General features: G+C 64.2%; 9 protein-coding genes. 4 read left to right on the forward strand and 5 right to left on the reverse strand.

The features are described from left to right. Nucleotides 1-113: 113 nt before the first annotated feature. The 3 genes from F757_RS0129905 to F757_RS0129915 form a co-directional block, all read right to left on the reverse strand. Entirely contained in the window at nucleotides 114-4,982 is a 4,869-nt protein-coding gene (locus tag F757_RS0129905) for an NAD-glutamate dehydrogenase (RefSeq protein WP_027214535.1), read from the reverse strand. 158 nt (nucleotides 4,983-5,140) lie between these two features. Continuing rightward, a complete protein-coding gene (locus F757_RS0129910) occupies nucleotides 5,141-5,959 on the reverse strand; it encodes an alpha/beta fold hydrolase (RefSeq protein WP_027214536.1) in 819 nt (272 codons plus the stop codon). Next, entirely contained in the window at nucleotides 5,959-6,990 is a 1,032-nt protein-coding gene (locus tag F757_RS0129915; RefSeq protein ID WP_027214537.1) for a M14 family zinc carboxypeptidase, read from the reverse strand. Before F757_RS0129915 ends, F757_RS0129910 begins: the two co-directional genes overlap by 1 nt. A 269-nt stretch (nucleotides 6,991-7,259) precedes the next feature. Here F757_RS0129915 and F757_RS0129920 point away from each other — a divergent pair, with 269 nt between their 5' ends. The 3 genes from F757_RS0129920 (at nucleotide 7,260) to gabD (ending at nucleotide 11,004) form a co-directional block, all read left to right on the forward strand. Continuing rightward, a complete protein-coding gene (locus F757_RS0129920; protein WP_027214538.1) occupies nucleotides 7,260-8,096 on the forward strand; it encodes a DMT family transporter in 837 nt (278 codons plus the stop codon). 146 nt (nucleotides 8,097-8,242) lie between these two features. Continuing rightward, complete coding sequence (locus tag F757_RS0129925) at nucleotides 8,243-9,532, forward strand: 4-aminobutyrate--2-oxoglutarate transaminase (protein WP_035467711.1); 1,290 nt, start codon at nucleotides 8,243-8,245, stop codon at nucleotides 9,530-9,532. Between the two features lie 11 nt (nucleotides 9,533-9,543). Continuing rightward, on the forward strand, nucleotides 9,544-11,004 hold the full coding sequence (gene gabD, locus F757_RS0129930; RefSeq protein WP_027214540.1) for an NADP-dependent succinate-semialdehyde dehydrogenase: 1,461 nt from the start codon (nucleotides 9,544-9,546) through the stop codon (nucleotides 11,002-11,004). A 99-nt stretch (nucleotides 11,005-11,103) separates the two neighbouring features. Here gabD and F757_RS0129935 read toward each other — a convergent pair whose 3' ends face one another. Beyond that, on the reverse strand, nucleotides 11,104-11,427 hold the full coding sequence (locus tag F757_RS0129935) for a DUF4148 domain-containing protein (RefSeq protein WP_027214541.1): 324 nt from the start codon (nucleotides 11,425-11,427) through the stop codon (nucleotides 11,104-11,106). A gap of 109 nt (nucleotides 11,428-11,536) precedes the next feature. Next, complete coding sequence (locus tag F757_RS0129940; protein ID WP_027214542.1) at nucleotides 11,537-12,592, reverse strand: GlxA family transcriptional regulator; 1,056 nt, start codon at nucleotides 12,590-12,592, stop codon at nucleotides 11,537-11,539. A gap of 418 nt (nucleotides 12,593-13,010) precedes the next feature. Here F757_RS0129940 and F757_RS0129945 point away from each other — a divergent pair, with 418 nt between their 5' ends. Beyond that, entirely contained in the window at nucleotides 13,011-14,024 is a 1,014-nt protein-coding gene (locus F757_RS0129945) for a choline ABC transporter substrate-binding protein (RefSeq protein WP_027214543.1), read from the forward strand. The last annotated feature ends 28 nt before the right edge of the window (nucleotides 14,025-14,052 follow it).

Consider the following 14,052-nt stretch of genomic DNA (forward strand, 5'->3'; position numbering starts at 1 on the left):
GTAGAGGGCGTTGGACTGATTGCAAAAGGCTTTAACCGGCCAGGAACCCGTATTATGGCGATGCCGGGCGGCATGGTCCAATAGCAGCGCGCGACGCATGGGGTCCCCGACGCTCACGCCCTCTCGAGCGCCGCCATTTCGCGCACGATCACCAACAGCATCGACAGACTCGCGCCGCCCGTAGCCCGCAAGTCCGCCAGCAGCCGCGCATAGCGCTCTAGCTGCGCGGCCCGTTTGTCGCGCCATGCATGCACCAGGCCCTCCGGCGTGGAGGCGGCGTCGGCCCCGGCGAGCGCGCTCATCGTGAGCGCGCGTTTCAGGCGCGCGAGCTCGGCCAATGCGGTTGCGCGCGCCAGCATGTCCCAATGCGACGGCGCAGGCAATGCGGCCGCCCGCTCGCTGATCCAGTGATAGTTGAGCAGCGTACCGAGCGCGAAGTAGACGCCCGCCACGAGTTCGAGCTTGCGCTCGCAGGACGACGCCACCTCCGCGATGTCGAGCAGCGCCGCTGAAATCTCGCCGCTTGCTATGCGTACCGCGAGGTCGCTGTCGACACCCGCATCCACCAGCACGCGCTGGCGCTCGGACAGCGCCTCGAGGTCGGCGGCCGGCAAGAGCGCGGGCCATTGCGGCGCGAGACGCTGCGCGGCGTCGCGGCAACGCGCCAGCAGATCGCTCACGTCGTCGCTGTTCACCGCCGGCGACGACAGATGCCGCAGGAACCACAACGCCGAACGTTCGACGAGCCGCGCGACTTCGACGAACATGCGCGCCTGCACGTCGTCGGCGACGCGGTTGTCGAGCGCGTCGATGCTGCGCCACACGTCGTCCAGATCGAACACGTCGCGCGCCATGATGCACGCGCGCACGATGTCGCCCGGCCGCGCGTCGGTCTCTTCCATGAGCCGGTGCACGAACTCGCAGCCTACGCGGTTCACCAACGCATTGGTCAAGTGCGTCGCAAGAATTTCACGGCGCAGCGGGTGGCGCTGCATCGGCTCGCTGAAACGCTGGCGCAAAGGCTTCGGAAAGTATTCGATCAGCATGTCGCCGACGAGCGGGTCTTCCGGCACCGACGATTCGAGCAGCGCGTCGTACAGCCACATCTTGCTGTACGCGAGCAGCACCGCGCGCTCAGGCGTGGTGAGCCCCTGTTTCGCGGCCTGCCGCTCGGCCACTTCTTCGTCGCTTGGCAAGAATTCGATGGTGCGGTTCAGGCGCCCTGCGCGTTCGAGGTAGCGCATCAAACGCGCTTCCGCGTCGAGCAGTTCGACACCGTAGCGGCCGGCAATGGAAAGCGCCTGGGTCTGGTAGTAGTTGTCTTTCAGGACCAGCAGGCCGACTTCGTCGGTCATTTCCGCGAGCAGCGCATTGCGCTGCTTGTCGGTCATCTCGCCGTCGGCCACGACGAGTCCGAGCAGAATCTTGATGTTGACCTCGTGGTCCGAGCAGTCGACGCCCGCTGAGTTGTCGATTGCATCGGTATTGATGCGCCCGCCGCGCTGCGCGAATTCTATGCGCCCGAGTTGCGTGAGCCCGAGGTTGCCGCCTTCGGCGACCACCTTGCAGCGCAGATCGGCGCCATTCACGCGGATCGCGTCGTTCGCGCGGTCGCCCACTTGCAGATGCGTTTCGCGCGTCGCCTTCACATACGTGCCGATGCCGCCGTTATAAAGCAGATCGACGGGCGCCTGCAAAATTGCACGCATCAGTTCGGCGGGCGACAGCGCAACCGCACTGATACCGAGCACCGACTGCACCGCGGGCGAAAGCGGAATGGTCTTGGCGGTACGCGGAAACACGCCGCCGCCGGCCGAAATGAGCGAGGGGTCGTAGTCCGCCCAGCTCGATCGATCGAGCAGAAAGAGCCGGCCGCGCTCGGCAAGACTGCTTGCCGGATCGGGATTGGGGTCGAGAAAAATGTGCCGGTGATCGAACGCTGCAACGAGCCTGATATGCGGCGACAACAGCATGCCGTTGCCGAACACGTCGCCGGACATGTCGCCGATGCCGACCACCGTGAAGTCCATCGTCTGCGTATCGACGCTCATTTCGCGGAAGTGCCGCTTCACCGACTCCCATGCGCCGCGCGCGGTGATCGCCATCTTCTTGTGGTCATAACCGACCGAGCCGCCGGACGCAAACGCGTCGTCGAGCCAGAAGCCGTATTCCTGCGAAATCGCGTTCGCGTAGTCGGAGAACGTGGCCGTGCCCTTGTCGGCAGCCACCACCAGATACGGGTCGTCGGGATCGTGACGGACCACGTCGCGCGGCGGTACGACGGTCGTGCCCGCCAGGTTGTCGGTGAGATCGAGCAGGCCGCGCAGGAAGGTCTGATAGCAGGCAATGCCCTCGCGCATCCACGCGTCGCGCTCGCTTTGCGGCGGCGGGTTCTTCACGACGAAGCCGCCCTTCGAGCCCACCGGCACGATCACCACGTTTTTCACCATCTGTGCTTTCATCAGGCCGAGCACTTCGGTGCGGAAATCCTCGCGACGGTCGGACCAGCGCAGGCCGCCGCGCGCCACGCGTCCGCCGCGCAAATGCACGCCCTCCACGCGCGGCGAGTACACCCATATCTCGAACATCGGCTTGGGCTCGGGCAAACCGGGCACTTGAGGGGGATTGAACTTGAACGACAGATACGGTTTCGGCTTGCCTTGCGCATCGAACAGGTAGTAGTTGGTGCGCTGAGTCGCCTTGATGACGCCGAGAAACTGCCGCAGTATGCGGTCCTCGTCGAGATTGGGCACCTGGTCGAGCGCGCCGTCTATCGTTTTCAACAGAGTGGCGACGCGCGCTTCGCGCGTGCCCTCGAGCGTCGGATCGAAGCGCGCGACAAACAACTCGACCAGCATGCGGGCAATTGCCGGGTTGCCGGTTACCGCGCGCTCGATATACGCGTCGCTGAATGTCGAGCCCACCTGCCGCAGATACTTCGCATAGGCACGCAGGATCGTCACTTCGCGGGCGCTCAACTGTGCGCGCAGAACGAGTCGATTGAAGTCGTCGCTTTCCACCGCGCCGGTCCACACTTGGGCGAACGCGTCTTCGAAAAGATCTTTCACGCGCTCTATATCGAACTCTGCGTCGTCCGCCAGTTCAAGGCCGAAATCGTGAATCCACGCAGGCGTCGCGCCGAGCGCTTCGATCAGATACGGCCGCTCTTCGTCTACCCGCACGCCGAGATGTTCGAGCATCGGCAAGCTGCGCGACAGTGCGATCGGCATGCCCGCGCGATACACCTTGAAGCGGAATGCACGCGGCCCGGCTTCGATAGGGCGGTACAGGTTCATCGCGAGCCGCTCGCTACCCTGCACGCGCTCGATCAGCTCAATATCGCGCACTGCCGTGCGCGCGGCATAGTCGTCGCGATAGCCCGCAGGAAATGAATCGGCATAGTGTTGCAGCAGACGGTTGCCCTGCTCCTCGCCGAACGCGTCGAGCAATGCATCGGCGAGATCGTCCTGCCAGCGGCGCGCAACCTGCACGAGACGTGCTTCGAGTTCGCGCGTATCGACATCGGGCATGCCGCCGGCTTTCGCATGGACGACGAAGTGAATTCGCGCGAGCGTCGACTCCGAAAGCAGCGGCGTGAATTCGACGCTCTCTCCGTTGAACGCGTCCGCAAGCAGATTGGCGATACGCTGCCGCAAATCGGTGTTGTACTTGTCGCGCGGCACGAACACGAGGCACGACACGAAACGGTCGAAGCGGTCGCGCCGCACGAACAGACGTGTGCGCTGATGCTCCTGCAAACGCAACACGCCGAGCGCGATGTCGTAGAGCTGGTTTTCGTCGGCCTGGAAAAGCTCGTCGCGCGGATAGGTTTCGAGCACCGTGAGAAGCGACTTGGCAAGATGACCTTTCGGCAGGAAACCGGCCCTTCTCACGATGTTCGCGCATTTGCGCCGCACGATCGGAATCTCCGCCGCAGACACGAAATATGCGGTCGATGTATACAGGCCAATGAAGCGCCGCTCGCCGACCACCTTGCCGTCCGCACCGGTCAGCTTGATGCCGACGTAGTCCAGATAACCTGGGCGATGCACGGTCGCGCGCGAGTTGGCCTTGGTCAGGAAGATGGGCGAGGCGCTCGAAATGATCTCGGCGGCGGCCGGCGGCAACGCCGTGACTTCCGAGGCCGCCGCGCCGCCGGGCGCCATACCGCCGGGCTGCGCGCGCAAGCCGTCGCGCAGAATGCCGAGCCCCGAGCCGGGCACCGCGCGCAAGCCGTAGCCCGTGCCGTGTTGCACCAGTTCATAGTCGCGCTGGCCGAGAAAGGTGAAATGATCGGCCACCATCCACTCAAGGAACGCGCGCGCTTCCATTGCATCCGGGCCGCTCTCGCCCGCCTTCATGCTTTTTATCGTGATGCGCGCGAGCTCCACTATCTTCGGCCAGTCTTCGACTGCGGCCCGCACGTCGAGCAGTACCTTGGCGATGTCCTCGCGCAGTGCGTCGAGCTTCGCCGCGTCGCCGCAACGGTCCACTTCGAAATGAATGAACGAGGCCAGTTGCGAGCGTGTGTCGGCGGCTTCCTCGGCGCCCTGCGTGACACGCACAATGTCGCCGTCGGCACCGCGCCAGATGCGAAACACCGGATGCACGACCGAATGCAGCGCGAGCCCGTGGCGGTTCACCGCCATTGAAACGGAATCGACCAGAAACGGCATGTCGTCGTTGACGATCTCGATCACGGTGTGATCGGAATGCCAGCCATGTTGCTCGAGAATCGGGTTATAGACGCGCAGCCTTTCCTTGCCCGGCACGAAGCGCTGCGCGGTCTGCCAGTGGGCGAGCGCGGCGCCGTACAGATCGGCGATGGAGCGGCTTTGCAGGTCGTCGGCGTCGACGAAATCGTAGTAGTGCCGCAGAAAAGGCTCGACAATGTGAAACGCCGGCTCGGGCAAGCGCGTTCGTGCAAACTCGACGACATCGTTCAGCAAGTGCGTGACAGCTTCTTCGTTCTTTGCTTGCATGATGAACTCCCCCGGCTGGCGGCAATGGCGAGGATCGCCCGGATCGGATGCATCGTCTGAAGAACGATTATGCACCCGCATGGCGCCATGCGACCGATGCCGCGAGTTAGGTTATACCCGCTGCTCTCCTTGCTCATGCCGCAATGGCCACGCGCTGCCTAGCGCATGTTTGCGCTTCGGGTGCTTCCGGTGCCTGCGGTGCTTCCAACGCTCTCGTGCGCGAGCCATGCGCCCACCTGTTGCGCGACCCACGCCGGATCGTCGTGCGGCAAATCATGGCCCGCCCACGGATGCACGCGATGCGCGACGCCCCACGCCGCGGCGAGCTTTGTGGAACACGCCGGATCGACAAGCCGGTCCTCGCGCGAGGAAAGCAGCAGCAGCGGACAAGCCGGCTTCGCCGCGCCTGCGCGAAACCGCGCTGCCGCCCACAGTTGCCGGCATGCATTCGCAAGGCTCACCGGCGCGCTGCGGCGAATCATGCACCAGGAGTCGAGATCCGCTTGGAGCGTGCCGACGTCATTGCATGTCAGGCGATGAATGCCGCGCTCGGCACGCGGCGCGTCGTGCCAATGGCTCGCCACTTTCACCAGGTGCGGCCATGCACCCGGACGCAAGCGCTCATGCGCCCGACTGAACGGACGCATACTGGTGTTGATCAGCACCAGTCGCGCGATTTCGTCGGGGTACCGTTGCGCCCATGCTGTCGCGACCATGCCGCCGAGCGACATCGCCAGTATGTTCAATGGCCCGCTCGTGGCCTCGTTCGGCGCGCGCTCTTGCTGCGCGGCAATGCGCACGGACTCGACCATCGCGGCAACGGTAGCGGGCGCGCGCGCATGCGCAAGCGCACCGTTGCCCGACAAGTCGGGCAACAACAGACGCGACGCGCCCGTGGCTTCGCGCAACAGCTCGGGCAAGCGGCCCCAATGACGCGCCTCGCGTGTGAGCCCGCGCAGCAATATCCACGTACTCATCAAGTGTTCGGCCTGTACCAGTGATCAATCGCGCTTTGCAGCAATTGCTCGCGGCGCTGGCCTTGTGGCAGCCAACGCTGCGACGAAAAAGCGGCACGTGCGAGAAAATCGAGCAGGTTCGCGTGGCGCCGCAACACGCGCGCCGTGCGATGCGCCTTCACGGGATTGAAGAAGCCCTGGCGCGAGAACAACTGGCGCGGGTTCTTCTTGATCCACAGCCAGGAGCCGAGTTCGAGCGTCATCGGCAGAAAGACGTTGGCGGCCGGCGCACGGTCGTACGCGCAGTCCCACAGATCGCCGTGCAGCAGGTATTGATGGCTTTGCGGCTCGAACGTGTAGCCATGATGCGGATGCGCGCGCTCGAACATGGTTTTCAGCACGTACATTTCCGGCAGATGCGGCATCAGCTTGCGCGTGCGCGCGTACGGAAACCAGATGCTGTCGCTCCAGCCGTAGCCCGAATGGCAGTCGAGCGCAATGCTCATTGGCCGCGCGGCCAGCTCGGTTTCGACCACTTCGAGCAGCGCGGCGGCCTCGGCTTCCATTGGACCGCCGCGGCGCCCGCGATACCACGGCAACCATGCGCCGACGCGCTGGCCGCCTGCCAGGAGCGGCACGCGCTCGTCTGCGTTTTGCGGCGCATTGCGCATCAGGTCGACGCCGTTCGGGTTGGCGCGCGTGGCCGCCCACATTCCGCCAGGATTGACGATCGGCATGAATACGAGGCGGATGGATTGCAGTTGGCGAACCAGCAGTTCGTCCCATTCGAGCCGCGCGAGCAGCGCGCGCATGTAATCGAGCACGAGTTGCGAGCCGATGCGCTCCAGCCCATGAATGCCGGCAAAAAAGCCGATGGCGGGCGCCTGCGGATCTGTCGAACCAATGCTCGCCGTATGCACGCTGAAGCGCCGGCCCCGCACCGCCGTCTCGCAGACGGTGCGGATCGCAAGACTCGCGCTGCCCTGATCGAGGATCGTCTTGAGATCTTCGTACTCCGCAAAGGTGTCGGGAAGAAAGCTCAAAGGCTGCATGTGGGCGTCGCTGAGTATCGAGGACGGCAGGGCGAATGACGCAATATAGCCTGGCTGTCTGTCAGCCTGTATGACGGCCGGGCCAATGCACACGCCGTCACGCCGGTGTCATTCCACTGTCATGCCCCCGGGCGTAAATTTCCGCCTTTCGCCTCGCAAAGCCCCTTCGCATGAGTCGCCCACTCATCGGTCCATGCGTTCTGCTGGAATAATCACGGGCTTGCGGCCAGCTCTCAGGCGAGCCCACCCGCGCCCACTGTTCGACTTCCATGCAAACCTCCGTCGTCTTGCTGGTCCTGCTGTCGGCGCTGCTGCACGCCAGCTGGAACGCGTCGCTGCATCTGTCGCAAGACCGTGTGTGGCTGCTGGGTATGATGGCCATTCCGTACCTCGCCGTGAGCGCCGTCGGCGTGCTCGTGTTACCCATGCCCGCGCCGGCTGCATGGCCGTATATCTTCGCGTCGGTGCTGCTGGAGTTCGGCTATCTGCTCGCGCTGATCCGCGCTTACCGAAGCGGCGACTTCGGCCAGATCTATCCGATTGCGCGCGGTCTGTCGCCCATGCTGGTGTTTGTCGGCGCACTCGTATTTGCGCAGGAGTCGCTGAAGCCGCTCGCTGCCACCGGCGTCGCGCTGGTGTCGTGCGGCATCGTCTCGCTCGCGTTTCGCCGCGGTATGCGCTTTTCCGGCGAAAGCGTACCGTTCGCGCTTCTCACCGGCTTGTTCATCGCGACGTATTCGGTTGTGGACCGCATCGGTGCGCGCGTCGCGGGCAACGGCCTGAGTTACATCATGTGGGTCTATCTGCTCTGGAACGTACCGCAGTTCCTGCTTGCGTGGCATTGGCGCGGCGGCGCGAAAGGACTGTTCGTCAGCCGCGCGGCGGTGACGAAGGGCATTGCGGCGGGCGCGCTGGCGCTCATCGCCTATTGCCTGATTATCGAGGCGTATCGCTATCTGCCTATCGCAATGGTGTCGGCGCTGCGCGAGTTGAGCTCGATCTTCGCGGTGCTGATCGGCTGGCTCTTCATGCACGAGAAGCTCACGCCCCGGCGTGTCGCGGCCTGCGCGCTCGTCACGTTGGGCGCGGTGCTGATCCGCATCTGACGCGGTTGTTCGCGCCGCTCGCCCGCGCAAATGGCTCCTACATTCTTATAGAAATGGCTCTGAAGTCCAGAGCCAAATCTCACTATAGTCGCTGCATGTGCCGCGCCTTCATGCGCGGCGTCCGCCGACCAGCGAGGAGCCACGCGATGAACCTGAAGAACGCAGAATTGAAGAGCCGCAAGGACGCAGCCACGCCGCGCGGCGTCGGCGTAATGTGCGATTTTTACGCCGAGCGCGCGGAAAACGCCGAGCTGTGGGATGTGGAAGGCCGCCGCTTTATCGACTTCGCCGCGGGCATCGCGGTGTGCAATACGGGCCACCGTCATCCGAAGATCGTCGCGGCGCTGCGCGACCAGATGGATCATTTCATACACACCGCGTATCAGATCGTGCCGTATGCGTCCTACGTGGAGCTTGCGGAAAAACTCAACCAGCGCGCACCCGGCGATCATCCGAAGAAGACTGCCTTTTTCACCACCGGCGCCGAGGCTGTCGAAAACGCGATCAAGATTGCGCGCGCCGCGACCGGCCGTCCGGGCGTGATCGCCTTCACGGGCGGCTTTCACGGCCGCACGCTGATGGGCATGGCGCTCACCGGCAAGGTCGCGCCGTACAAGCTCGGCTTCGGCCCGTTTCCGTCCGACGTGTTCCATGCGCCGTTTCCCAATCCGCTGCACGGCGTGAGCACCGCCGATTCTCTGAAAGCGCTCGAATTCCTGTTCAAGGCCGACATCGACCCGAAACGCGTGGCCGCGATCATCTTCGAGCCGGTCCAGGGCGAAGGCGGGTTTTATCCGGCGCCAGTCGAGTTCGTGCGCGCGCTGCGCAAGCTGTGCAACGAGCACGGCATTCTGCTGATCGCAGACGAAGTGCAAACCGGCTTTGCCCGCACCGGCAAACTGTTCGCTATGCACCACTACGACGTGGTGCCCGACCTGATGACGGTCGCCAAGAGCTTGGCGGGCGGCATGCCGCTGTCGGGCGTGATTGGCCGCGCCGACGTGATGGACGCCGCGGCGCCCGGCGGTCTAGGCGGCACATATGCCGGCAATCCGCTCGCGCTCGCCGCCGCGCATGCGGTGCTAGACATCATCGACGAAGAAAATCTGTGTGAACGCGCTAGCGTTCTGGGCGAGCGCGTCAAAGCCAGACTGCTCGCGCTGCAAAAAGACGCGCCACACATCGCCGATGTGCGCGGCCCCGGCGGCATGGTGGCCGTCGAGTTCTGCAAGCCAGGCAGCAGCGAGCCGGACGCCGACTTCACGAAGCGCGTGCAGGCACGCGCGCTCGAACGCGGCCTGCTGCTGCTCGTATGCGGCGTCTATTCGAACGTGGTGCGCTTCCTGTTCCCGTTGACGATTCAGGACGCCGTGTTCGACGAGGCGCTCGCCATTCTCGAAGACGTGATTAAGGACAGCGTTGCTGTCGCCGCGTGAGGAATGCAAACATGGCCACACTGACTCTGCAAGATCCGGCTCTGCTGAAGAGCACCGCGTACATCGCCGGAGAATGGCAAGGCGCGGACGACGGCGCGAGCTTCGAAGTCGTGAACCCGGCAACGGGAGAAACGATCGGCACGGTGCCGCGCATGGGCACGGCGGAAACGCGCCGCGCCGTCGCCGCAGCGAACGCCGCGTGGCCCGCCTGGCGCGCGAGCACCGCAAAGCAGCGCGCGGCGATCCTGCGCAAATGGCACGACCTGATGGTCGAGCATGCCGACGATCTCGCGCTGATCCTGACCACCGAGCAGGGCAAGCCGCTTGCCGAGGCGAAGGGCGAGATCCAGTACGCGGCGTCCTTCCTCGAATGGTTCGGGGAAGAAGCGAAGCGCGTGACCGGCGACACCATCCCGACGCCCGCGAGCGACAAGCGCATTGTCGTGACGAAGGAGCCGGTCGGCGTCTGCGCAGCCATTACGCCGTGGAATTTCCCGGCTGCAATGATCACTCGCAAGGTCGGTCCGGCACTCGCGGCGGGCTGTCCGATCATCGTCAAACCGGCTGAAGCCACGCCGCTCTCGGCGCTCGCGCTCGCCCTGCTGGCCGAGCGCGCGGGCGTGCCGCGCGGCGTGTTCAATGTGGTGACCGGCGAGCCCAAAGCGATCGGCGCGGAAATGACCAGCAACCCGATTGTGCGCAAGCTCTCGTTCACGGGCTCGACGCCGGTTGGACGTTTGTTGATGGCGCAGTGCGCGCCCACTGTGAAGAAGGTATCGCTGGAACTGGGCGGCAACGCGCCGTTCATCGTGTTCGACGACGCCGATCTCGACGCCGCCGTGGCCGGCGCGATCGCGTCGAAGTATCGCAACAGCGGCCAGACCTGCGTTTGCACCAACCGCTTCTACGTGCACGACAAGGTGTACGACGCATTCGCCGAAAAGCTGTGCGCCGCCGTCGAGCAACTGAAGGTGGGGCGCGGCACCGAGGCGGGGGTCACGCAAGGTCCGTTGATCAACGAGGCGGCTGTGCTCAAGGTCGAATCGCATATCGAAGACGCGCTTGCCAAAGGCGCGCGGGTGGTCACGGGCGGCAAGCGTCACGCGCTCGGTCACGGCTTTTTCGAGCCGACCGTGCTCGCGGACGTGACACCCGACATGAAGGTTGCGCGCGACGAAACCTTCGGTCCGCTTGCGCCGCTGTTCCGCTTTTCATCGGACGAGGAAGTAATCCGGCTGGCGAACGATACGGAGTTCGGCCTCGCGTCGTACTTCTATAGCCGCGACATTGGGCGCGTGTGGCGCGTTGCCGAGGCGCTCGAATACGGCATGGTCGGCATCAATACCGGCCTGATCTCGAACGAAGTCGCGCCGTTCGGCGGCGTCAAGCAATCCGGTCTTGGGCGTGAAGGCTCGCACTACGGGATCGACGATTACGTCGTCATCAAGTACATGTGCGTGGGGGGTGTCTGAACGTGAAAACGGCACGCCCTGGCGTGCCGTTTTTCTTTGGCGCCTGTCTTTGGCGCCTGTCTTTCACACTTATGGCGCGGCCAGCAGCGCCGCGCTCACTTAGTGGGCGACATACACCGGAGCCGAATACGAGCTCGACGTAACCTCGGCGCGGCTCCCCCCTTGCGATGAACCGTTGGTCGCCGAACCGTAACCGCTCGTCTGGGCCGTACCGTTCTGCGCGGCAACGCGCGCTTCGGCGGCCTGGATGTTCTCCGGGTACTCGTAGTCGTTCGCAGTGGCCGGATTGTAGCCGGCCTTTTCCAGTTGGATCAGCTCGGCGCGAACCTGAGCGCGCGTGACCGGCTGGTTCGACTGCGCGAAGGCCGCAAGCGGTGCGGAAATAAGAGCAGCAATAACAGCGGCTTCGATCAGCGATTTCATGATAACTACCTCCAGAGATTGTTTTGTCAGGCGCTGAAGGCGGTTGTCTTCAGCAGATGGACACAGTCTAGGAGGCAGACGACCTAGGGTAAACCCCGAATCCGCGAATTCACTGTTGCGGGACGCGCGCCAATTCGCCGGCTCGTGCGCCGATTTGCGCTTTGGGCGGCACCAACCCGCCGCCCGGTTGCCGGTCGCTTCTCGGACTCATGCCGAAGCGCGCACGATACGTCCGCGAAAAATGCGACGGGGACTCGAACCCGCAAGCGACGCAAATCGACGTGATCGACATGTCGGTCTGTTGCAGCAGTTCGCGCGCGCGGCCAAGCCGCAATTGCAGATAGAAGTGCGTGGGGGTGTCCTTCAGCGACGCGCAGAAGAGCCGTTCCAATTGCCGGCGCGTCACGCCGATTTCCTGAGCGAGCCGGTCGGGCGTGAGCGGCTCTTCCATATGCTGCTCCATCACGCCGATCACCTGTATCAGCTTGCGATTGTGCACGCCGTAGCGCGCGGCAATCTCCATGCGCTGATGATCGGAACGCTGGCGGATGCGGCTCACCACGAATTGCTCCGACACCGCCGACGCCAGAGCGGCGCCATGCTTGCGGCCGATCAGGTCGAGCATCATGTCGATCGACGCAGTGCCGCCCGCGCAGGTGATGCGCCGCGCGCCGATTTCGAAGAGTTCCTGACTGGCATCCAGCGACGGGTAACGCTCGCGAAATGCCGACAGCGCCTCCCAATGCACGGTCACGTTGTCCGCGCTGCCGAAAAGCCCCGCTTCCGCAAGCACGAAGCTGCCGGTGTCGATGCCGCCGAGCGTCGCGCCCGCGCGCGCGAGCCGCTTTAGCCGCTCGCCGAGTTCGCGCGTGTAGTACGCGAGCGGCTCGAAGCCCGCGACCACAAAGAGCGTGGCGCCGCCGCGAGACTTTTCCCCGTCGCTACCCTTGCTCACGTTGCCCGCTTCGTCCAGCTCGCCAATTGCCGCGTCGGCGTTGATCGAAATGCCGTTGCTGGCCGCGACCGGCGCGCCGTCCAGACTGACAATGCGCCAGCGGTACAGCTCGCCGCGAAAGCGGTTCGCCACGCGCAACGGCTCGACAGCCGACATGAAGCCGATCGCCGAATAGCCCGGCAGCAGCAGGAAAGATATTTCTTCAGGCATCTCGCGGGAATCCGAAAAGGGCACACAAGCCGGGCGCGCAGGCGAACGTGAACGCGCGGTTCCCGGCGAGCGTAGCAAGCGCGCAGCGAGCGGACAAGGCGCGCCAAAAATCGTTGTGGGCGCATGCTGCGTTGCAATGCAGGCGCGTGCCGCCACCGCGAACTCGGGCCGACGCATGCCACCGCATGCCCCTGGTGGTTTTCCCTCGTTGTCGCGCAGAAGCAAGAAGGGGTCGCTGACGGTCGCTTTGGCAGCAATATGGGGCATTAACGTTAGTGCCATTCCGTACGCACGATTCACCGGTTCATGTAGCACCTCGTGCATCACTTGCCGGCGGGCCGCCCTTTGCATTGGAACATCGGGGCGACTCCTTTCGAAAACGCTAACAGACGTACATCGGCGTCAATAGGGGAAGGTCATGAAGTCACGCATCAAAACGCTGCTCGCCCAATTTGCCCGGCGCGGCCAGTCCACACAAGCTGGGCGACGGGCCCGGCTCGCTTGCACCGCGGCCGCCGCCTGCGTTGCCGCCGTCACCGCGCTGCCTGCGTCGGCCCAAGACCCGGCCGCCTGCCGTGCCGTGCGCTTCGCGGACATTGGCTGGACCGACATCACGTCGACCACCGCGCTCGCCTCCACCGTCTTCGAAGGGCTCGGTTACCAGCCGGTGACAACCGTCGCTTCGGTGCCCATTTCGTTTGCCGGCCTGAAGAGCAAACAGCTCGACGTGTCGCTCGGCTACTGGTGGCCTGTCCAGGAGAAAGCGATCGCGCCGTTCGTCGAGTCCAAAGCCATCGATGTGCTGCAACCGCCGAACCTGACCGGCGCGAAGGCCACCTTCGCGGTGCCAGGCTATGCGTATGACGCGGGCCTGAAAACCTTCGCCGACATCGCCAAACATCGCGATCAGCTCGACGGCAAGATCTACGGCATCGAGCCCGGCAGCAGCGCCAACGCGGCCATTCAGAAAATGATCGCCACCAACAAGTTCGGCCTCGGCGGCTTCAAGCTGGTTGAATCGAGCGAAGCGGGCATGCTGGTTTCAGTGGAACGCGCGATCCGCGACAAGAAATGGGTAGTGTTTCTCGGCTGGGAACCGCATCCGATGAACATTCAGATCGACATGAAATATCTGTCCGGCAGCGACGGCGTATTCGGCCCGAACGACGGCGAGGCTCGCGTGTACACGCTGACCTCCCCCGACTATCTGACGCGCTGCCCGAACGCGGGCAAGCTCGTGAGCAACCTGCGCTTTTCCACGCAGTTGGAAAACGTGGTGATGCAGTCGGTCATGAACAAGGAAAAGCCCGCCGATGCCGCAAAGGCGTATCTGAAGAAAAACCCGCAGGTACTCGACGCATGGCTCGCCGGCGTGAAGACCTACGACGGCAAGGACGGTCTGCCCGCGGTCAAGGCTTACCTCGGGCTTTAAGTTTCACGAGTGGCGCACTGAACAACCA

Origin of the sequence: Burkholderia sp. WSM2232 (genome assembly GCF_000472545.1) — a bacterium.
Taxonomy (GTDB): Bacteria; Pseudomonadota; Gammaproteobacteria; order Burkholderiales; family Burkholderiaceae; genus Paraburkholderia.

Excerpts from the sequence above, each read along its gene's own strand:
- F757_RS0129945 (WP_027214543.1), top strand. The coding sequence starts at position 13,011 with ATGAAGTCACGCATCAAAACGCTGCTCGCCCAATTTGCCCGGCGCGGC.
- F757_RS0129925 (WP_035467711.1), top strand. The coding sequence starts at position 8,243 with ATGAACCTGAAGAACGCAGAATTGAAGAGCCGCAAGGACGCAGCCACG.
- F757_RS0129940 (WP_027214542.1), bottom strand. The coding sequence starts at position 12,592 with ATGCCTGAAGAAATATCTTTCCTGCTGCTGCCGGGCTATTCGGCGATC.
- F757_RS0129915 (WP_027214537.1), bottom strand. The coding sequence starts at position 6,990 with ATGCAGCCTTTGAGCTTTCTTCCCGACACCTTTGCGGAGTACGAAGAT.
- F757_RS0129920 (WP_027214538.1), top strand. The coding sequence starts at position 7,260 with ATGCAAACCTCCGTCGTCTTGCTGGTCCTGCTGTCGGCGCTGCTGCAC.
- F757_RS0129905 (WP_027214535.1), bottom strand. The coding sequence starts at position 4,982 with ATGCAAGCAAAGAACGAAGAAGCTGTCACGCACTTGCTGAACGATGTC.
- F757_RS0129935 (WP_027214541.1), bottom strand. The coding sequence starts at position 11,427 with ATGAAATCGCTGATCGAAGCCGCTGTTATTGCTGCTCTTATTTCCGCA.
- F757_RS0129910 (WP_027214536.1), bottom strand. The coding sequence starts at position 5,959 with ATGAGTACGTGGATATTGCTGCGCGGGCTCACACGCGAGGCGCGTCAT.
- gabD (WP_027214540.1), top strand. The coding sequence starts at position 9,544 with ATGGCCACACTGACTCTGCAAGATCCGGCTCTGCTGAAGAGCACCGCG.